General features: G+C 70.8%; 18 protein-coding genes. 6 read left to right on the top strand and 12 right to left on the bottom strand.

Annotated features, from left to right (window positions below; translation table 11 throughout):
- The first annotated feature begins 20 nt into the window (after positions 1-20).
- Entirely contained in the window at positions 21-704 is a 684-nt protein-coding gene (locus tag JF781_RS17485; RefSeq protein ID WP_225328466.1) for a B-4DMT family transporter, read from the top strand.
- On the opposite strand, the gene aroQ is transcribed toward JF781_RS17485, so the two are convergent.
- From aroQ to aroC, 4 genes are read right to left on the bottom strand one after another with little or no spacing between them, the layout of a single operon-like run.
- A complete protein-coding gene (gene aroQ, locus JF781_RS17480; RefSeq protein ID WP_225328467.1) occupies positions 701-1,159 on the bottom strand; it encodes a type II 3-dehydroquinate dehydratase in 459 nt (152 codons plus the stop codon). The genes JF781_RS17485 and aroQ overlap by 4 nt on opposite strands.
- Positions 1,156-2,244 (bottom strand): 3-dehydroquinate synthase, encoded by a 1,089-nt coding sequence (aroB, locus tag JF781_RS17475; protein WP_225328468.1) that lies wholly within the window; start codon positions 2,242-2,244, stop codon positions 1,156-1,158. Before aroB ends, aroQ begins: the two co-directional genes overlap by 4 nt.
- Before the next feature lie 31 nt (positions 2,245-2,275).
- Positions 2,276-2,800, bottom strand: coding sequence for a shikimate kinase (locus JF781_RS17470; protein ID WP_225328469.1), 525 nt, complete (start codon positions 2,798-2,800; stop codon positions 2,276-2,278).
- Positions 2,800-4,005, bottom strand: a complete 1,206-nt coding sequence (gene aroC, locus JF781_RS17465) for a chorismate synthase (protein ID WP_225328496.1) — start codon at positions 4,003-4,005, stop codon at positions 2,800-2,802. Before aroC ends, JF781_RS17470 begins: the two co-directional genes overlap by 1 nt.
- Before the next feature lie 145 nt (positions 4,006-4,150).
- Between aroC and JF781_RS17460 the strand changes: the two genes are divergently transcribed.
- A complete protein-coding gene (locus tag JF781_RS17460; RefSeq protein WP_225328470.1) occupies positions 4,151-5,242 on the top strand; it encodes an LLM class flavin-dependent oxidoreductase in 1,092 nt (363 codons plus the stop codon).
- A 5-nt stretch (positions 5,243-5,247) separates the two neighbouring features.
- Here JF781_RS17460 and JF781_RS17455 read toward each other — a convergent pair whose 3' ends face one another.
- From JF781_RS17455 to JF781_RS17430, 6 genes are all read right to left on the bottom strand, one after another.
- The gene (locus tag JF781_RS17455) at positions 5,248-5,676 is read right to left on the bottom strand and encodes an A24 family peptidase (protein WP_225328471.1); all 429 of its coding nucleotides are present in this window, start codon (positions 5,674-5,676) and stop codon (positions 5,248-5,250) included.
- A gap of 10 nt (positions 5,677-5,686) precedes the next feature.
- Entirely contained in the window at positions 5,687-6,514 is an 828-nt protein-coding gene (locus JF781_RS17450) for a shikimate dehydrogenase (RefSeq protein WP_225328497.1), read from the bottom strand.
- On the bottom strand, positions 6,501-7,745 hold the full coding sequence (gene mltG / locus JF781_RS17445) for an endolytic transglycosylase MltG (protein WP_225328472.1): 1,245 nt from the start codon (positions 7,743-7,745) through the stop codon (positions 6,501-6,503). Before mltG ends, JF781_RS17450 begins: the two co-directional genes overlap by 14 nt.
- Positions 7,738-8,256, bottom strand: coding sequence for a Holliday junction resolvase RuvX (gene ruvX / locus JF781_RS17440; RefSeq protein ID WP_225328473.1), 519 nt, complete (start codon positions 8,254-8,256; stop codon positions 7,738-7,740). The genes mltG and ruvX overlap by 8 nt, the downstream gene beginning before the upstream one ends.
- The gene (gene alaS, locus JF781_RS17435; RefSeq protein WP_225328474.1) at positions 8,257-10,971 is read right to left on the bottom strand and encodes an alanine--tRNA ligase; all 2,715 of its coding nucleotides are present in this window, start codon (positions 10,969-10,971) and stop codon (positions 8,257-8,259) included.
- Between the two features lie 130 nt (positions 10,972-11,101).
- On the bottom strand, positions 11,102-11,491 hold the full coding sequence (locus JF781_RS17430) for a secondary thiamine-phosphate synthase enzyme YjbQ (RefSeq protein ID WP_225328498.1): 390 nt from the start codon (positions 11,489-11,491) through the stop codon (positions 11,102-11,104).
- A gap of 165 nt (positions 11,492-11,656) precedes the next feature.
- On the opposite strand from JF781_RS17430, the gene JF781_RS17425 reads away from it, so the two are divergent.
- Positions 11,657-12,277, top strand: a complete 621-nt coding sequence (locus JF781_RS17425) for a putative quinol monooxygenase (protein ID WP_225328499.1) — start codon at positions 11,657-11,659, stop codon at positions 12,275-12,277.
- A gap of 153 nt (positions 12,278-12,430) precedes the next feature.
- Positions 12,431-13,054 carry a hypothetical protein gene (locus JF781_RS17420; protein ID WP_225328475.1) on the top strand — a complete coding sequence of 208 codons (624 nt, stop codon included), beginning with the start codon at positions 12,431-12,433 and terminating at the stop codon, positions 13,052-13,054.
- Positions 13,055-13,070: 16 nt separating this feature from the next.
- Here JF781_RS17420 and JF781_RS17415 read toward each other — a convergent pair whose 3' ends face one another.
- Together JF781_RS17415 and JF781_RS17410 are read right to left on the bottom strand one after the other, a co-directional pair.
- Positions 13,071-13,406 (bottom strand): hypothetical protein, encoded by a 336-nt coding sequence (locus JF781_RS17415; protein WP_225328476.1) that lies wholly within the window; start codon positions 13,404-13,406, stop codon positions 13,071-13,073.
- 7 nt (positions 13,407-13,413) lie between these two features.
- Positions 13,414-14,769 (bottom strand): replication-associated recombination protein A, encoded by a 1,356-nt coding sequence (locus JF781_RS17410; RefSeq protein ID WP_225328477.1) that lies wholly within the window; start codon positions 14,767-14,769, stop codon positions 13,414-13,416.
- Between the two features lie 118 nt (positions 14,770-14,887).
- Here JF781_RS17410 and JF781_RS17405 point away from each other — a divergent pair, with 118 nt between their 5' ends.
- Both JF781_RS17405 and JF781_RS17400 read left to right on the top strand, forming a co-directional pair.
- The gene (locus JF781_RS17405) at positions 14,888-15,853 is read left to right on the top strand and encodes a hypothetical protein (RefSeq protein WP_225328478.1); all 966 of its coding nucleotides are present in this window, start codon (positions 14,888-14,890) and stop codon (positions 15,851-15,853) included.
- 55 nt (positions 15,854-15,908) lie between these two features.
- Positions 15,909-18,566 (top strand): circularly permuted type 2 ATP-grasp protein, encoded by a 2,658-nt coding sequence (locus JF781_RS17400; protein WP_225328479.1) that lies wholly within the window; start codon positions 15,909-15,911, stop codon positions 18,564-18,566.
- The last annotated feature ends 14 nt before the right edge of the window (positions 18,567-18,580 follow it).

The following is an 18,580-nucleotide window of genomic DNA, read 5'->3' as shown; positions in this document are numbered from 1 at the left end:
ACTCGCTACGCTTTTGGGCCATGAGTAACTGGATGCTGCGCGGATTGGTGTACGCCGCGGCGATGGTCGTCGTTCGATTGTTCCAAGGTGCGCTGATCAACGCGTGGCAGACGCAGGCTGGTCTGTTCAGCGTGGTGCTGCTGCTTCTGTTCGTCATCGGGGTCGCCGTGTGGGGTGTGCTGGACGGCCGGGCCGACGCCACGGCCAACCGCGATCCGGATCGCCGCGGCGATCTGGCGATGACCTGGCTGCTGGCCGGCCTGGTCGCGGGCCTGCTCAGTGGCGCCGTCTCCTGGCTGATCGCGCTGGTGTACACCGGGCTGTACACGGGGGGGTTGATCAACGAGGTGACGACGTTCGCGGCGTTCACCGCGCTGTGCGTCTTCCTGCCCGGCATCATCGGCGTGACCATCGGCCGCTGGCGGGTGGACCGGCAGTTCGAGAAGACGCCGGAGAAGCACCACGGCCTCGGCGAAAAACACGAGCGGGACGGTGACACGGACGTGTTCTCCGCGGTGCGCGCCGACGACGCTCCCACCGGTGAGATTCCCGCGGCCGGCGCCCACGCCGAGGAGCGGACCGCGGCGGTCGCCACGGCCGAGCGCGAGGGCCCCACCGAGACCATCGCCAAGTCCGAGGACGACCCGAAGACCGAGACCATCCCGACCGCCGGCGAGCCCGGCACGGAGCCGAAAAGGGACTAGCCGGCAGCGTTCGGCGCCGCGGCCAGGTAGCGCAGGGCGAGCAGATAGCCCTGCACGCCCAGACCGACGATCACTCCGGTCGCGACCGGGCTGAGGTAGGAGTGTCGCCGAAACTCTTCGCGCGCATGCACATTCGAGATGTGCACCTCGATCAGCGGCGCGCTCAATTCGGCGCACGCGTCGCGCAGCGCCACCGAGGTGTGGGTCAGGCCGCCGGCGTTGAGGATGACCGGTTCTTTCGCGTCGGCCGCCGCGTGGATCCAGTCCAGTAGCTGCGCCTCGTTGTCGCTTTGCCGCACAACGGCTTTGAGGCCGAGCTCGGTGGCTTCCCGTTCGATCAGCGTCGCCAGCTGCTCATGCGTCGTGTCGCCGTACACGTCGGGCTCGCGCCGTCCCAGCCGCCCCAGGTTGGGGCCATTGATCACCTGCACGTTCACGTTCGCCGTCGTGCTCATGAGACCTCCGCGAGTCCGGCGTACGCCGCCGCCAGCAGCGACGGGTCGGGCCCGGCCAGCCGGCCCGGCTTGGCCAGCCCGTCGAGGACCACGAACCGCAGCACACCGGCGCGCGACTTCTTGTCTCCCGCCATGTATTCCAGCAGCTGCGGCAGCGCGTCGGCGTCGTAGCTGACCGGCAGACCGAGCGCGGACAGGATGGTGCGGTGGCGCTGGGCGGTGGCGTCGTCGAGGCGCCCGGCGAGGCGGGCCAGTTCCGCGGCGAAGACCAGGCCCACCGAGACCGCCGCACCGTGCCGCCATTCGTAGCGCTCACGGCGTTCGATCGCGTGCCCCAATGTGTGCCCGTAGTTGAGGATTTCGCGCAGCTCCGACTCCTTCTCGTCGGCGGCGACGACCTCCGCCTTGACGGCGATCGCGCGGCGGATCAGCTCCGCGAGCACCTCGCCCGACGGATCCACCGCGGCCTTCGGGTCGGCCTCGATGAGGTCGAGGATCACCGGGTCGGCGATGAAGCCCGCCTTGACGATTTCGGCCATCCCGGCGACGAGTTCGTTGGGCGGCAACGTCTGCAGCGTCGCGAGGTCGACCAGGACCGCGCGGGGCTGATGGAACGACCCGACCAGGTTCTTGCCCGCGTCGGTGTTGATGCCGGTCTTGCCGCCGACGGCCGCGTCGACCATGCCCAGCAGCGTCGTGGGCACGTGCACGATGTCGACGCCGCGCAGCCAGGTGGCCGCCGCGAAACCCGCGACGTCGGTGGCCGCGCCGCCGCCCAGGCTGACCAATGCGTCCTTGCGCCCAATCCCGATGCGGCCCAACACTTCCCACAAGAAGCCCACGACGGGAAGATCCTTGCCGTCTTCGGCGTCCGGGATTTCGATGCGGTGCGCGTCAACGCCCTTGTCCGCCAACCGGCTTCGGATCACCTCAGCGGTCTCCGCCAGCACCGGTTGATGCACGATGGCCACCTTGTGCCGGCCGCCCAGGAGCTCTTCGAGCTCGTTCAGCAAGCCGGTGCCGATGATCACCGGGTACGACGGGTCGACGGCGACCTCGATGGTCACCGGGTCGGGCGTGGTCATATGGCGCCGCTCCTCCCCGTCGCCGGCGCGGTCACGTGGCGGCCCCCGCCGGGGCTTGTAACCGCGAGACGATGTAGCGGACCACCGCGCCAGGGTTGCGCCGGTTGGTGTCGACGCGGATGGTCGCCGCCCGCCGGTACAGCGGGCTGCGTTCGGCCATCAACGCGCGGAATTTGTCGGCGCGATCGGGCCCGGCCAGCAGCGGCCGCACCGTGTTCCCGCCGGTGCGGCGGACGCCTTCGGTGGCGCTGATCTCCAGGTAGATGACGGTGTGGCCGGCGAGCGCCTCGCGCACGCCGGGGCTGGTGACGGCGCCGCCGCCCAGGGACAGCACGCCGTCGTGGTCGGCCAGCGCCGCGCGCACCACGTCCTCCTCGATGCGCCGGAATTCCCGCTCCCCGTCGGTGGCGAAGATTTCGTCGATACGGCGCCCGGTGCGCTGCTCGATCGCCGCATCGGTGTCGAGGAAGCGGACGTCGAGCGCCTTGGCGAGCCGGCGCCCGATGGTGGACTTGCCCGACCCCGGCAACCCGATCAGGACCGCTTTGGGCGCCATCACGCGGTGCCCCGGGCGGCCGGCGATTCCCGCTCGGCGACCGCCCTCCGGTAGGCCTCGGCGTTGCGGCGGGTTTCGGCCAGCGAATCGCCGCCGAACTTCTGCAGCGCCGCGCGGGCCAACACCAGCGCGACCATGGCCTCGACCACCACGCCGGCGGCCGGCACCGCGCACACGTCCGAGCGCTGGTGGATCGCGACGGCTTCGTCGCCGGTCGCCATGTCGACGGTGGCCAGCGCCCGCGGCACCGTGGAGATCGGCTTCATCGCCGCGCGCACGCGCAGCGGCTGGCCGTTGGTCATGCCGCCTTCCAGGCCGCCCGCGCGGTTGGTCGAGCGGACCACGCCGTCGGGGCCGGGGTACATCTCGTCGTGGGCGGCGCTGCCACGGCGGCGCGCCGTCTCGAATCCGTCGCCGATCTCGACGCCCTTGATCGCCTGGATGCCCATCACTGCGGCGGCGAGCTGGCTGTCGAGTCGGTTGTCGCCGCTGGTGAACGAGCCCAGCCCGACGGGCAGGCCCACGACCACCACCTCGACCACACCGCCGAGGGTGTCGCCGTCCTTCTTGGCGGCCTCGATCTCGGCGATCATCGCCTCCTCGGCCGCTTTGTCGTACGCGCGGACCGGGCTGGCGTCGATCGCGGCCAGGTCCCCGGGACCCGGCGGCGGGCCGTCGTAGGGCGCCGACGGGCCGATCGCGATCACGTGCGAGAGCACCTCGACGCCCAGCGCCTGCCGCAGGAACGACCGGGCGATGGTCGCCGCGGCGACGCGGGCCGCGGTCTCGCGGGCGCTGGCCCGTTCCAGCACCGGCCGGGCGTCGTCGAAGCCGTACTTGAGCATGCCCGCGTAATCGGCGTGGCCGGGCCGCGGCCGGGTGAGCGGCGCGTTGCGCGCGCTATCCGCCAGCTCCCCCGGGTCGACGGGGTCGGCGGCCATCACGGTCTCCCACTTGGGCCATTCGGTATTGCCGATCTCCACCGCGATGGGCCCGCCCAGCGTGACACCGTGGCGCACCCCGGACAGCACGCTCACCGCGTCCCGTTCGAACGCCATCCGGGCCCCGCGGCCGTAGCCGAGCCGGCGGCGGGCGAGCTGTTCGGAAATGTCGAGGGAGGTGACCTCCACTCCGGCGACCATCTCTTCGAGCACGGCCACCAGCGCACGACCATGCGACTCCCCGGCGGTGATCCAACGCAACACGCGTCCCATCTTCCCATGGCGGCTTCCGAAAGCCGATTCGCGCAGCCTGCGGCCGCGAGGACCCGATGCGCGGACTTTCATCCGCCCTGATTCCAGGGGTGACCACGCGATTCGGTCCGCGGCCGGGCCGGGCCGCCGCGGTCGTATGCCAGCATCTTGTCTGGTGGGTCAATTTCTCTGGTACATACCGAATACCGTCGAGCCCGGCCATCGCGGCGACGACACCGTCGACGGCTGGGGAAGCCTCGACTATTCCGTCGACCTGGCGCAGCGCGCCGAGCAACACGGCTGGGACGGCGCGCTGATCGGCACCGGCTGGGGACGTCCGGACACCTTCACGGTCGCGACCGCAATCGCCGCGCGCACCAACCACTTCGCGCCCCTGGTGGCGGTCCGTCCCGGGTACTGGCATCCGGCGCATTTCGCCAGCGCGGCGGCCACCCTCGACCGGCTCAACGACGGCCGGCTGCTGGTCAACATCGTCAGCGGCGCCGACGATCCGGCCGCCTACGGCGACGCCGAGGTCGACAAGTCACGCCGCTACGACCGCACGCGGGAATTCATCCGGTTGCTGCGCCGGTTGTGGCGCGAGGACGACGTCACCCACCGCGGCGAGTTCTACACCGTCGAACACTCGACCCTGCAGCCGCGCCCGCTCGGCGCGGCCGAGGGCCGGCACCCGACGCTGTACTTCGGTGGAGCATCGGCGGCCGCCGAGCAGGTCGCCGCGACCGACGCCGACGTCCAACTGTTCTGGGGGGAGCCGCTGGACGGGATCGCCGAACGCATCGACCGGCTGAAGTCGTTGTCCACCAAGCTCGGTCGCGAGCACGCGCCCCTGGAATTCGGCCTCCGGGTCACCACCCTGGTGCGCGACACCTCCGAGCAGGCCTGGCGCGACGCCGAGGCCAAGGTCGCCACCCTGGCCGGAACGCCCACCATGCAGCTGCTGCACGACCCGAAGGGATCCGCGGGCCAGCGGCGGCTGTCCGACCTCGCCGCGCGCGGCGAGGTGCTCGATTCCTGTCTGTATACGACGCCGAGCAAGTACGGCGGGGAAGGCGCCGGGACGACGTGGCTGGTCGGGTCGGCCGCCGAAGTCGCCGCCGCGCTGCGCAAATACGCCGACCTGGGGGTCAGCCATTTCGTGTTTTCGGACACCCCGTACAAGTCGGAGACGGTCCGGCTCGGCGAGGAGCTGTTGCCGCTGCTGCGCCCCGTCGTCGTCGGAAACTGAGGGCCTCACAACAGCGACAGGCCGACCCCCGCCGCGCTGGCCAGACACATGGACGGGCCGTGCGGCACCGTGCGGCCCGACCGCCGCGCCATCGAGACCACCCCGATCAGCACGGTCAGCAGCGGCGCACCCAGCGCCGCCAAAAACCACACGCCGACACCGCACCAGCCGGTCAGCGCGCCCAGGCCGATGGCCAGCTTGACGTCGCCGGCGCCCATCCCGCCCGGCGCCACCCCGTGGACCAGCAGATAGATCGCGGTCAACGCCGCGGCCCCGGCCAGCGCCGGCCACCCACGCCCGGCCAACGCGGCCGCCGCCAGGATCGCGACGGCCCCGGTCAGGGTCAGCGCGTTGGGCAATCGTCGTTCGCGGATGTCGTAGCAGCTCAACGCCGCCAACCAGACCAGCACCAGGCACACCGCCGCAATCCGCATGCGCGGCAGGCTAATCCGAAGCCTCCAGCGCGCAAGCCATGGCCTCGCGGGGCGCGGGCAGCCCGGTGAACTGTTCGACCTGCGCGAACGCCTGGTGCAGCAGCATCTGCACGCCGCTGATCACCCGGCCCCCCGCGGCCGTCACCGCGGCGGCCAGCGGCGTCGGCCACGGATCGTAGACGGCGTCGAGCAGCACACCGATGCCGGACAAGGTGCCCACGTAGCGGGCGGCCACGTCCGCCGGAATGGTGCTGACCAGCACGTCCGCGGCCGCGACCTCGTCGGCCAGCCCGCCGCCGTCGAGGTCGCAGAACCGCGTCGCCACGCCCATCGCGGTTCCCAGCTCCACCAGCCGGGCCGCCTTGTCGGGGTTGCGGGCCACCACGGTGATGCCGCCGACGCCCAGTTGCGCCAGGCCGGCGACGGCCGCGGGCGCGGTGCCGCCCGATCCACAGACCAGCGCCCATCCCCAGGCCGACCCGGTCGACGCGAGCGCCCCCGCGACGCCGTCGATGTCGGTGTTGTCGGCCCGCCAGCCCGTCGGGGTGCGCACCAGGGTGTTGGCCGATCCCACCCGTCGGGCACGCTCGGTGCGCTCGTCGGCGAACGCCAGGGCGGCGAACTTGCCCGGCATGGTCACCGACACCCCGACCCAGTCGGGCCCGAGCCCGCCGACCACCCCGGGCAGCTGGTCGGCGTCGCATTCGATGCGCTCGTAGGTCCAGCCGGTCAGGCCCAGCGCGCGGTAAGCGGCCAGGTGCAGCTGCGGGGATTTCGAGTGGGCGATCGGCTTGCCGAGCACCGCCGCTTTTCTGGGCGCGCGCTCAGCGGGCGGAATCGAGGACACCGTTGTGCTTAGCCAGCTCGATGTTGGCCAGGTGCTGCTGATAATCCTTGGTGAACAGCGTCGTCCCCTGGCCGTCGATGGTGACGAAGTACAACCAGTCACCGGGCTCGGGATGCTCGGCGGCGTTCAGCGCGTCGACGCCGGGCGAACAGATCGCGGTGGCCGGCAGGCCCTGCGACACGTAGGTGTTCCACGGCGTCTTCTGGGCGCGATCGCCGTCGGTGGTGGCCACCTCGCGGCGGTCCAGCGGGTAGTTGACGGTCGAGTCGAACTCCAGCGTGTGGTGCGCGTGCAGCCGGTTGTAGATGACCCGGGCGACCTTCGCGAAGTCCTGCGACTTGGCCTCCTGCTGCACCAGCGATGCCACCACCAGGATGTCGTAGGGCGACAGACCCATCGCCTGGGCGGTGTCGACCAGCCCGGACTTCATGTACTCCACCGCCCCGGCGCCGATCAGGTTCGACAGGATGGTCGCGGCCGGCGCGGACGGATCGACGTTGAAGGTTCCCGGCGCGATCAGCCCCTCGATGCGGCGGTGGTCCTTGCCGAGCTCACCGACGGGTTCGGTGGCCCATGGCGGCACCGCCAACGCCAAGGGAGAACTGTTGGCGGCGGCCGCGCGCAGGTCCTGCACGGAGACGCACCGCTGGTTCCCGTCGAAATCCACACAGGTGGCCCGCGAGATCAGGGTGAAGATGCCGGGGTTGACCACGTTGGTCTTCATGTCGGTGGTGTCGTCGAGCTGCCGGCCCTCCGGGATGACCAGCCGGCCCACCCGGCTGTCGGGGTCGGCCAGCCGCGTGACGGCGTTGGCGGCCGGGATCTCGGTGCGCATGCGGTAGAAGCCGGGCTGGATGGAGGAGATCTTGCTGTTGCCGTGCGCGGCGTTGACGAACGCGCGGACGGTCTTGATCACGTGCTCGTTCTGCAGCGTCTCCCCGACCATGGTGGTCGAGTCACCGTCCTTGATCTGAATCACGATGTCGCGCTTGCCGTTTCCGGTGTAGTCGTCACCGGGCCCGAACACGGCGTGCCACAGCTTGCCGCCCGCGAACACACCCGCCACCACGATCACGGCGACCAGCGCCAGCGCGGTGCGCAGGGCGACGCGCCTCCGCCGGCGGCCGCGCTGCGCCTTATTGCGGGCGGTGCGGCTCGACCTGCGCCCGGGTGGACCCACGGCCTCGGGTTCGGCTCGTTCACGCCGCGCGCTGTCAACCATCGGTGCGCTCCCCCGCCACCGGTCCCGTCAGGGTCGCGCGGCGTTGATCCAACCAACTCTGCAGGATGGCCACCGCGGCCGCCTGATCGATCACCGCCCGCTGCTGTTTGGCCCGCACCCCGGCCGCGCGCAGCGATCGCTGCGCGGTCACCGTGGTGAGCCGCTCGTCGGCCAGCCGCACGGGCGTGGGTGCGATGCGGTCAGCCAGCGCGTCGGCCAGCTCGATCGCGTCGATCGCGGACGGGCCGGTCCGGTCGGCCAGCGTGCGCGGCAGCCCGACGACCACCTCGACCGCCTCGAGTTCGGCGACCAGCGCCGCCAGCCGCCGCAGGTGTTTGCCGGAGCGGTCGCGGCGCACGGTCTCCACCGGGGTGGCCAGGATGGCGTCGGGGTCGCTGCAGGCCACGCCGATGCGCACGCTGCCCACGTCGACGCCGAGCCGGCGGCCCCGCCCGGGGTCCTGGTCAGGATCGCCGGGCCGGTCGGGCGCGCGGTGCTGTGCGGAAACCACTCAACCGACCCGCGCTATCGCGGCGATCTCGGAGCGGATCGCATCGAGGGCGGCGTCGATGCCGGCCGCGTCCTTGCCGGAGCCCTGCGCCAGGTCCGCCTTGCCGCCGCCGCGGCCGTCGACCGCCGCGGCCAGCTGCTTGACCAGGTCGTTGGCGCGAAGGCCCAGATCGTGGGCGGCCTGGTTGGCCGCGACCGCATACGGCACGCTTCCGTTTTCGCCCTCGGCGATCAGCGCGACCACCGCGGGATCGCTGCCCAGCTTGCCGCGGATGTCGCCGACCAGCGAGCGCAGGTCGGCCGCCGTCATTCCGCCGGACATGCGCTGCGCCACCACCCGGACGTTACCGATGCGCTCCGCGCCCGCCGCGGCGTCGGTGGCGGCGGCCTTCGCGCCGGCCAGCCGGGCGCGCTCGAGTTCCTTCTCCGCCGCCTTGAGACGCTCCACCAGATTGGCCACCCGGGCGGGCACCTCGTCGGACGGCACCTTCAGCGACGACGCCAGCCCGGCCATCAGCGCGCGTTCCTTGGCCAGGTGCCGGAAGGACTCCAGCCCGACGTAGGCCTCCACCCGGCGCACCCCGGAACCGACCGAGGATTCGCCCAGGATCGTCACCGGCCCGATCTGCGCGGAGTTGTGCACGTGGGTGCCGCCGCACAGCTCCAGCGAGAAGGGCCCGCCGATCTCCACCACCCGCACCTCGTCGGGATAGCGTTCGCCGAACATCGCGATCGCCCCCATCGCCTTGGCCTTCTCGAGCTGCTCGGTGAACGTGTGCACCTCGAAGTCGGCCTGCACGGCCTGGTTGGTCACCTCTTCGATCTGGGTGCGCTGCTCGTCGGACAGGGCGCCTTGCCAGTTGAAGTCGAAGCGCAGATATCCCGGCCGGTTCAGCGATCCGGCCTGAACGGCGTTGGGGCCCAGCACTTGTCGCAGCGCCGCGTGCACCATGTGGGTTCCCGAGTGGCCCTGGGTGGCGCCCCGCCGCCATTGCGGGTCGACCGCGGCGATGACGGTGTCGCCCTCCACGAATTCCCCGGACTCGACGTTGACCCGGTGCACCCACAGGGTTTTGGCGATCTTCTGCACGTCGGTGACCGCGGCGCGGGCGCTTCCGCCGGCGCCCGTCCCGCTGATGGTGCCCTCGTCGGCGATCTGGCCGCCGGCCTCGGCGTAGAGCGGGGTGCGGTCCAGCACGAGTTCGACGCGATCGACCCCCTCGGCGCCGTGCGTGACAACCGGCACCCGCTTCCCGTCGACGAAGATTCCCAAAATCCTTGCCTCGGAAGTCAATTCGTCGAAGCCGGTGAACTCGGTGGGGCCGGCGTCGACCAGTTCGCGGTACGCGGTCAGGTCCGCGTGCGCGTGCTTGCGGGCGGCGGCGTCGGCCTTGGCGCGGCGGCGCTGTTCGGCCATCAGCTCCCGGAAGCCGACCTCGTCGACCTGCAGGCCGGCCTCGGAGGCCATCTCCAGCGTGAGCTCGATCGGGAACCCGTAGGTGTCGTGCAGGGTGAAGGCGTCCGAACCCGAAATCGCCTTCGCTCCTGCGGCTTTGGTGGTTCCGGCGACCTCGTCGAACAGCTTCGATCCCGCCGCCAAGGTGCGGTTGAACGCGGTCTCCTCGGCGACGGCGATGCGCCTGATCCGGTCGAAATCGGCGACGAGTTCCGGATATGAGGGGCCCATCGCGTCGCGCACGGTGGCCATCAGGTCGCCGACGATGGGGCCCTCGATGTCGAGCAGCTTGGCCGAGCGGATCACCCGGCGCAGCAACCGGCGCAGCACGTAGCCGCGGCCGTCGTTGCCGGGAGTGACGCCGTCGCCGATCAGGATGGCGGCGGTGCGGCTGTGGTCGGCGATGACCCGGTAGCGCACGTCGTCGTCGTGGTTGCCTTCTGGACCTGACAAGCCGTATCCGCGCGGCGCCCGTGCGGCCACGGCGTCGATGACCGGGCGCAGCAGGTCGGTCTCGTAGACGTTGTGCACGCCCTGCAGGATGAACGCGACCCGCTCCACACCCATGCCGGTGTCAATGTTCTTGCGCGGCAACGGCCCGAGGATTTCGAAGTCCTCCTTGCCGGTCCCCTCGCCGCGCTCGTTCTGCATGAACACGAGGTTCCAGATCTCGATGTAGCGGTCTTCGTTGACCACCGGGCCGCCCTCGACCCCGAATTCCGGTCCCCGGTCGTAATAGATCTCCGATGACGGGCCGCACGGCCCGGGGATGCCCATCGACCAGTAGTTGTCCGCCATGCCGCGGCGCTGGATCCGCTCTTCGGGTAGTCCGGCGATTTCCCGCCACAGCTGCACGGCCTCGTCGTCGTCGAAATAGACCGTCGCCCAAATTCGTTCGGGATCCAGGCCGTAGCCGCCCTGCTCGACGCTGTTGGTCAGCAGGGTCCACGCCAGTTCGATCGCGCGGCGTTTGAAGTAGTCGCCGAACGAGAAATTGCCGGCCATCTGGAAGAACGTGTTGTGCCGGGTGGTGATACCGACCTCGTCGATGTCGGGGGTGCGGATGCACTTCTGGATGCTGGTGGCGGTCGAGTATTCCGGTGTGCGCGCGCCCAGGAAGTAGGGCACGAACTGGACCATGCCCGCGTTGACGAACAGCAGGTTGGGGTCGTCGAGGATCACCGATGCGCTCGGCACCTCGGTGTGGCCCGCCTTCACGAAATGATCAAGAAACCTTTTCCTGATCTCGTGTGTCTGCACTTTGAAGTCCGCTTCTTCCTTCTACTTCGACGTCTTGTTCCCAGCCTATTCGCCGGGGTATGGGAAGCCCGTCTAACGACGCATTTCGACCGCTCACAGTACCTGCTCCGTGGCGACGGCTACCGGCCCGCTAACCCTCCAGGAAGCTCAGCCGGACCGAGCGTTGCGGGTTGTCGCGGTTCAGGTCGACCAGGACGATGCTTTGCCAGGTGCCCAGCATCGGCTCCCCACCCGAGACCGGAACCGTCACCGACGGCGCGACGAGCGCGGGCATCACGTGGTCGGCGCCGTGGCCCTGGGAGCCGTGCGCGTGCCGGTACCGGTCGTCGCGCGGCAGCAGCCGTTCCAGCGTGTCGACCAGGTCGTCGTCGGAACCGGCGCCCGTCTCGATGATGGCCACCCCGGCCGTCGCGTGCGGGATGAACACGTTGCACAGGCCGTCCCCGCGCGACCAGCAGAACCCGCGCACCGCCTCGGTGAGATCGACGATGCGGCGGCGTGACGTGTCCACGTCCAACACATCGGTATGCATCCGGACCAGCCTACCGGTGCGGGCCCGCCGACCAGCCAATCGTTTGTGAGCGCGACCACATTTGGGCATTGCGGGGCGCAACCCGCCGGAGGAAGGTAATTCATGACCGGTGGCGCCACCGGGGCGCTGCCCCGAACAAAGAGGGGGTGGATCGTGTACGCGCGCTCTACCACAATTCAGGCGCAACCCTCGTCCATCGACGCCGGACTTGCGCATGTTCGCGATGAGGTCATGCCCGCGCTGCACGGTATGCCGGGGTGCATCGGGCTGTCCCTATTGGTCGATCGTCGCTCCGGCCGGTGCATCGCCACCACCGCCTGGGAGAGCGACGAGTCCATGCGCGCCAGCGGTGAAGCCGTGACGGGCATCCGCGATCGGGCGGCAGAAATGTTCGAGGGCACGGCGAACGTCGAGCAGTGGGAGATCGCGGTGCTGCATCGCGACCACCGCGCGCCTGACGGTGCGGGCGTGCGAGCGACGTGGGTCGAGGTGCCGCCGGAGACCATGGACCAAGGGATCGAGTACTACAAGTCGTCCGTCCTGCCCCAGCTCGAAGGCCTCGACGGGTTCTGCAGTGCGAGCCTTCTGATCGACCGCGCCTCCGGGCGCGCCGTGTCCTCGGCGACGTTCGACAGCATCGAGGCGATGGAACGCAACAGGGAGCAGGCAACCGCGCTGAAGAGCTCCTCGATGCAAGAGGCGCGCGCCGAGGAACTCGATGAATGCGAGTTCGAGCTGGCGCTGGCGCACCTCCGGGTGCCCGAGCTGGTCTGATCGAGATGGGCGGTGGGACCGGCCGAACCAGGCATTCGGCCGGTCGCCGATCTGCGCCCCGAAAGCATTGCGGCGCGCTACCGGCAGGAGGAAGGTAGCGGGTGGGACCGGTGGCGCCACCGGGGCGCCGCCCCGATATGGAAGGGGTCGACCGTGTACGCACGCTCCACCACCATCCAGGCGCAGCCGCTGTCGGTCGACATCGGGATTGCGCACGTTCGCGATGTCGTCATGCCCGCCCTCAAGGAGATCGACGGGTGGTTGGGGCTGTCGCTGTTGGTCGACCGGCAGTCCGGCACCTGCATCGCCACCAGTTCGTGGGAGACCATCGAGGCGATGCGCGGCAGCGCCGAGCGGGTCGCGCCCATCCGTGACCGGGCCGCGCTGATGTTCGACGGCAGCGCCCGGGTCGAGGAATGGGACATCGCCCTGCTGCACCGCGACCACCCCTCCCGCCAGGGCGCCTGCGTGCGCGCCACCTGGCTCAAGGTGGTGCCGGATCAGCTGAGCCGCTCCCTGGACTTCTACCGGATGGCGGTGCTGCCCGAGATGGAGGACCTCGACGGGTTCTGCAGCGCCAGCCTGCTGGTCGACCACCCCGCCTGCCGCCGCGCGGTGACCTGCTCGACGTTCGACTCGATGGACGCGATGGCCCGCAACCGCGACCGGGCCACCGAGCTGCGCAGTAGGCGCGTCCGCGAGCTGGGGGCCGAGGTGATCGACGTCGCCGAATTCGAGCTGGCGATCGCCCACCTGCGGGTGCCCGAGCTGGTCTGAGCGCCGGCGCCGCGGGTCAGGGCAGCGCGTCGCCGGGGAAGCCCCGGCAGGCGTGCACCTGGTAGACGAACACCCCCGCCGCCACTCCCGGGTCGTCGGCCATGAGGGCCGCGGTCTCGTCGAGGCTCGCGGCGAAAACACCGATGCCGCAGACGTCGGACTCGTCGGCGACCGGCAGCACCACCGCGAGGACGCCGTCGTCACGCAGTCCGAAGTTGCGCCGGCCGTGCTCCCAGATGATCTCCGCTGACGACTCGTCCCCGAACCTCGGGCCGCGCTTGAGGATGACGACGCTGTATTGCTTGGCGGTGGGCAGCAGTTGGCCCATCTCCTCGTCGGTGAAGGTTTTCATTCCTTCCTCACCCCCGTTTCCTACGGATGATCGCGCGCAGCCGCTCCAGCCGACCCGCCATGTCGCGCTCGAAGCCCCGGCCGGTGGGCCGATAGTAGTCGGTGCCCACCAGCTCGTCGGGCGGATACTGTTGCGCCGCAACACCATCCGGCTCGTCGTGGGAGTATTTGTAGCCCTGCGCATTGCCCAGCGCCTGGGCGCCCGAATAGTGGCCGTCGCGCAGATGGGGCGGCACGAGGCCGGCCTTGCCCGCCCTGATGTCGGCCATCGCCGCTCCCAGTGCCGTGGTGACCGCGTTCGACTTGGGCGCGGTGGCCAGGTGAATCGTGCAGTGCGCCAACGTGAGCTGGGCCTCGGGCAGGCCGATCAGCGCCACCGTCTGCGCCGCCGCGACCGCCACCTGCAGCGCGGTCGGGTCCGCCATGCCGATGTCCTCGCTGGCCAGGATCATCAGCCGGCGCGCGACGAACCGCGGATCCTCCCCGGCGACGAGCATGCGGGCCAGGTAGTGCAGCGCGGCGTCGACGTCCGAGCCGCGCACCGACTTGATGAAGGCGCTGATGACGTCGTAGTGCTGATCGCCGTCGCGGTCGTAGCGCACAGCGGCTTCGTCGAGGGACTGCTCGATGGCGGTGACCGTCAGCTCGCCGTCGGGTGGCACCGCCTCGGCGGCGACCTCCAGCGCCGTCAGCGCGCGCCGCGCGTCACCCGCGGCCAACCGCACCAGCAGGTCGACGGCCTCGGGCGCGACCGCGACCTGCCCACCCAGGCCGCGCGGGTCGTCGATCGCGCGCTGCACGACGGTGCGGATGTCGTCGGCGCTCAGCGGCCGCAACTGCAGGATCAGCGAGCGGGACAGCAGCGGCGCCACCACCGAGAACGACGGGTTCTCCGTGGTCGCCGCCACCAGCAGCACCACCCGGTTCTCCACCGCGGACAGCAGCGCGTCCTGTTGGGTCTTGGAGAACCGGTGCACCTCGTCGATGAACAGCACCGTCTGCTCACCACGAAGGAGCGCGGTTCGCGCCTTTTCGATCACCGCCCGAACGTCTTTCACGCCGGCCGACAACGCCGAGAGCGCCTCGAACCGGCGGCCGGTCGCCTGTGAGATCAGCGCGGCCAGCGTGGTCTTGCCGCTGCCGGGCGGCCCGTACAGGATGGCCGACGCCACGCCGGAGCCCTCGACGAGGCGGCGCAGCGGTGACCCGGGCGCCAGCAGGTGGTCCTGCCCGACCACCTCGTCCAGCGACGCCGGACGCATGCGGACGGCCAGGGGCGAGCCACTCGACACGCCCAAGCCATGATCGTCTGGCCGCGGCGCGCCGGGCAGGTCAAACAGACCGTCGGACACGGCTTCAGGCATACCACGACGGGCGGACGTCCGCGCCGGCCCCGGCGACCCGCGCGCCCCGGCCGCATCTTTGCTAAGTTCCGGTTTGCCAAGTTCAGCGCGCGTTCCTCTCCGGATAGCAAGGACGGACATGAGCCAACCCCCCGAATATTCAGGCCCGCCGGACCCTCAGGGCGGTAGCGAGAATCCTCCCGGCTATCCCCCACCGCCCGGTTACGGCGCACCACCCCCGCCGCCCCCGGGGTACGGCCCACCCCCGGGTTACGGCGCTCCGCCTCCGGGTTACGGCCCACCCCCGGGCTACGGGCCGCCCCCGGGCTACGGCGCACCGCCTCCCGGCTACGGACCCCCACCCGGCTACGGCGGCCCGCCCACGCCGGCGTTCAGCATCGGTTACGCGTTCGGCTGGGCCTGGAACGCATTCACCAAAAACCCGGTGGCACTGATCGTTCCGGCTCTGGTCTACGGGCTGCTGATCGGCGCCGCCTCGGCCATGGTCGGCCTGAGCCAAAGCGTGGGCACGACGACGAGCGGCTCCGACGACGACTACTTCACCTTCACGGCGAACCTCAACGGCGGCGGAATGACGCTGCTGATCCTCGGCTACCTGGTCGCGTACCTCGTGGGCGCGTTCGCCCAATCCGCGTTCCTGTCCGGCTGCCTGGATCTGGCCGACGGGCGCCCGGTGACGATCGGGAGCTTCTTCAAGCCGCGCAACTTCGGCATGGTGTTCCTGGCCGCGCTGCTGGTCGGCATCCTCACCTCGATCGCCTCGGCGCTGTGCTTCCTGCCGGGCCTGATCCTGGGCATCTTCGCCCAGTTCACCATCCCGTTCGCCATCGATCGGTCGGAGCAACCCATCAAGGCGCTGACCTCCAGCTTCTCCACCGTCACCGCGAACTTCGGCAACGCCCTGCTGGTCTGGCTGGTCGAGCTGGCCCTGTTCGTGGTGGGTGCGCTGGCGTGCGGCGTCGGGCTGCTGGTGGCGGCCCCGGTCGCCTCCCTGATCGGGATTTACGCCTACCGCAAGTTCTCCGGCGGGCAGGTCGCCCCGCCGCAGCAGGCGGGCTACCAACCCGGCCCGGCTCCGGCATAACGCCCGGCGCGCCGGGCCTCCTGGGCCTGTGCCGCGTGCGTACCGTGCAGCAGTAATGGCGTTTGCGGACATGACATTCGGCACCGGTGCGGCCTCGCCCGGCGCCGGCGGCCGCTACGACGCGGACCGGTTGCTGGCCGGCTACCGCGCCGCCCGGGCCCAGGAAGCCCTCTTCGATCTGCGGCACGGCCCGGCGAGCGGCTACGACGAATTCGTCGACCGCGACGGCAACGTGCGCCCCGCGTGGGCCGAGGTGGCCGACGCGATCGCGGAGCGCGGCCGCGCCGGGCTGGACCGGCTGCGCTCGGTGGTGCACGGCCTGATCGACAACGACGGCATCACCTACACGGCCGTCGAACCCGGCGGCCGCGGCCAGGAGCCGAGGCCCTGGCAGCTGGACACCCTGCCGATCGTGCTATCCGCGGCGGACTGGGAGGTGCTCGAGGCGGGGCTGCTGCAGCGGTCCCGGGCGCTCGACGCCGTGCTCGCCGACCTGTACGGGCCGCGCAGCCTGCTCACCGACGGCGTCCTTCCCCCCGAGCTGCTGTTCGCCCATCCCGGCTACGTGCGGGCCGCCAACGGAATCGAGATCCCCGGGCGCCATCAGCTTTTCCTGCACGCCTGCGACGTCAGCCGGCGTCCGGACGGGGCCTTCGTCGTCAACGGCGACCGGACCCAGGCGCCCTCGGGGGCCGGCTACGCGCTGGCCGACCGGCGCGTCGTCGCGCACGCGGTTCCCGACCTCTACGAACGGATCGGGCCGCGGCCGACCACCCCGTTCGCGCAGGCCCTGCGGCTGGCGCTGATCGACGCGGCACCCGACGACGCCCAGGACCCGGTGGTGGTGGTCCTGTCCCCGGGCATCTACTCCGAAACCGCTTTCGACCAGGCCTATCTGGCCACCCTGCTGGGCTTCCCCATGGTCGAGAGCGCGGACCTGGTGGTGCGCGACGGCATGCTGTGGATGCGCTCGCTGGGCACCCTGAAGCGCGTCGACGTGGTGCTGCGCCGGGTCGACGCCGACTATTCGGACCCGCTGGATCTGCGCGCCGATTCGCGCCTCGGGGTGGCGGGCCTGGTGGAAGCGCAACACCGCGGGACGGTGACCGTCGTCAACACGCTGGGCAGCGGGATTCTGGAAAACCCTGGGCTGCAGCGGTTCCTGCCCGCGATGGCCGAGCACCTGCTGTCGGAGACCCTGCTGCTGCCCAGCGCGCCGGCCTACTGGGGCGGCATCGCGGCCGAGCGTTCGCACTTGCTGGCGAATCTGTCGTCGTTGTTGGTGAGGTCGACGGTCGGCGAGAAAACCCTTGTCGGACCGGCACTTTCGTCTCCGCAGCTGGCGCGATTGGCTGCCCAGATCGAGGCGATGCCATGGCAGTGGGTCGGCCAGGAGCTGCCGCAGTTCTCGTCCGCGCCGACCGACCACGCCGGCGTGCTGTCGTCGTCGGGCGTCGGCTTCCGGTTGTTCACCGTCGCCCAGCGGGGCGGTTACGCGCCGATGATCGGCGGCATCGGCTACGTGCTGGCGCCCGGGGACGCCGCCTACACATTGAAAACCGTTGCGGCGAAAGATGTCTGGGTGCGACCCACCGAGCGGGCGCGGGCCGAGGCGATCAGCCCACCGAGCGTGGAACCTCCGGCGAAGACAGCCGCGGGCACCTGGGCCGTCAGCTCCCCGCGCGTGCTGTCCGACCTCTTCTGGATCGGCCGCTACGGCGAGCGCGCCGAGAGCATGGCGCGGTTGCTCATCGTCGCCCGCGACAGGTTCCACGTGTACCGGCACCACCAGCACAGCGAGGAAAGCGAGTGCGTGCCGGTGCTGATGGCCGCACTGGGCCGCATCACCGGAACCGACACCGCGGCGGACGGCGACGGCGATCACGCCGAAATGATCGCCGTCGCCCCCTCGACGCTGTGGTCGCTCACCGTCGACCCGCACCGGCCCGGCTCCCTGGTGCAGTCGGTGGAAGGCCTGGCCCTTGCCGCCCGCGCGGTGCGCGACCAGATGTCCAACGACACGTGGATGGTGCTGGCCGCGGTGGAGCGCGCGCTGGCCCTCGACAGCGAGCCGCCGGAGTCGCTCGCCGAGGCCGACGCCGCGCTGACCCGGGCGCAGGCCCAGACGCTGGCCGGGATGCTGACCCTGTCGGGCGTGGCCAACGAGTCGATGGTGCGCGACGTGGGCTGGACGATGATGGACATCGGCAAGCGGATCGAACGCGGCCTGTGGCTGACCGCGCTGCTGCAGGAGACGCTGACCGTGGTGCGCGGCGCCGCCGCCGAACAGACCGTCATCGAGTCCACCCTGGTGGCGTGCGAGTCCTCGGTCATCTACCGTCGCCGCACGGCGGGCAAGGTCAGCGTGGCCGCCATGGTCGAGCTGACGCTGTTCGACGCGCAGAACCCGCGGTCGCTGCTGTACCAACTGGACCGGCTGCGCACCAATCTGAAGGACCTGCCCGGCTCGTCGGGGTCGTCGCGCCCGGAGCGGCTGGTGGACGAGATCGGCACCCGGCTGCGCCGATCCCATCCCGCGGTGCTGGAACGGGTCAGCGACGACGGGCGGCGCGCCGAGCTCGCGGGCCTGCTCGGCGCGGTCCACGCCGGGCTGCGCGACCTGGCCGAGGTCATCACCACCACCCAGCTGGCCTTACCCGGTGGGATGCAACCACTTTGGGGTCCCGACGTGCGCCGGGTGATGCCCGCCTAGCCGTACGACGATGC

The sequence above is a fragment of the Mycobacterium sp. WUMAC-067 genome (genome assembly GCF_020217485.1).
Taxonomy (GTDB): domain Bacteria; phylum Actinomycetota; class Actinomycetes; order Mycobacteriales; family Mycobacteriaceae; genus Mycobacterium.
This window is presented reverse-complemented; position numbering and strand designations above follow the sequence as displayed.

Coding starts and splice junctions, on each gene's coding strand:
- JF781_RS17455 (WP_225328471.1), bottom strand. CDS start 5,676: ATGCGGATTGCGGCGGTGTGCCTGGTGCTGGTCTGGTTGGCGGCGTTG.
- JF781_RS17405 (WP_225328478.1), top strand. CDS start 14,888: ATGAGCCAACCCCCCGAATATTCAGGCCCGCCGGACCCTCAGGGCGGT.
- mltG (WP_225328472.1), bottom strand. CDS start 7,745: ATGGTTGACAGCGCGCGGCGTGAACGAGCCGAACCCGAGGCCGTGGGT.
- JF781_RS17470 (WP_225328469.1), bottom strand. CDS start 2,800: ATGGCGCCCAAAGCGGTCCTGATCGGGTTGCCGGGGTCGGGCAAGTCC.
- JF781_RS17410 (WP_225328477.1), bottom strand. CDS start 14,769: ATGCCTGAAGCCGTGTCCGACGGTCTGTTTGACCTGCCCGGCGCGCCG.
- JF781_RS17460 (WP_225328470.1), top strand. CDS start 4,151: ATGCCAGCATCTTGTCTGGTGGGTCAATTTCTCTGGTACATACCGAAT.
- JF781_RS17485 (WP_225328466.1), top strand. CDS start 21: ATGAGTAACTGGATGCTGCGCGGATTGGTGTACGCCGCGGCGATGGTC.
- aroQ (WP_225328467.1), bottom strand. CDS start 1,159: ATGAGCACGACGGCGAACGTGAACGTGCAGGTGATCAATGGCCCCAAC.
- aroB (WP_225328468.1), bottom strand. CDS start 2,244: ATGACCACGCCCGACCCGGTGACCATCGAGGTCGCCGTCGACCCGTCG.
- JF781_RS17400 (WP_225328479.1), top strand. CDS start 15,909: ATGGCGTTTGCGGACATGACATTCGGCACCGGTGCGGCCTCGCCCGGC.
- JF781_RS17415 (WP_225328476.1), bottom strand. CDS start 13,406: ATGAAAACCTTCACCGACGAGGAGATGGGCCAACTGCTGCCCACCGCC.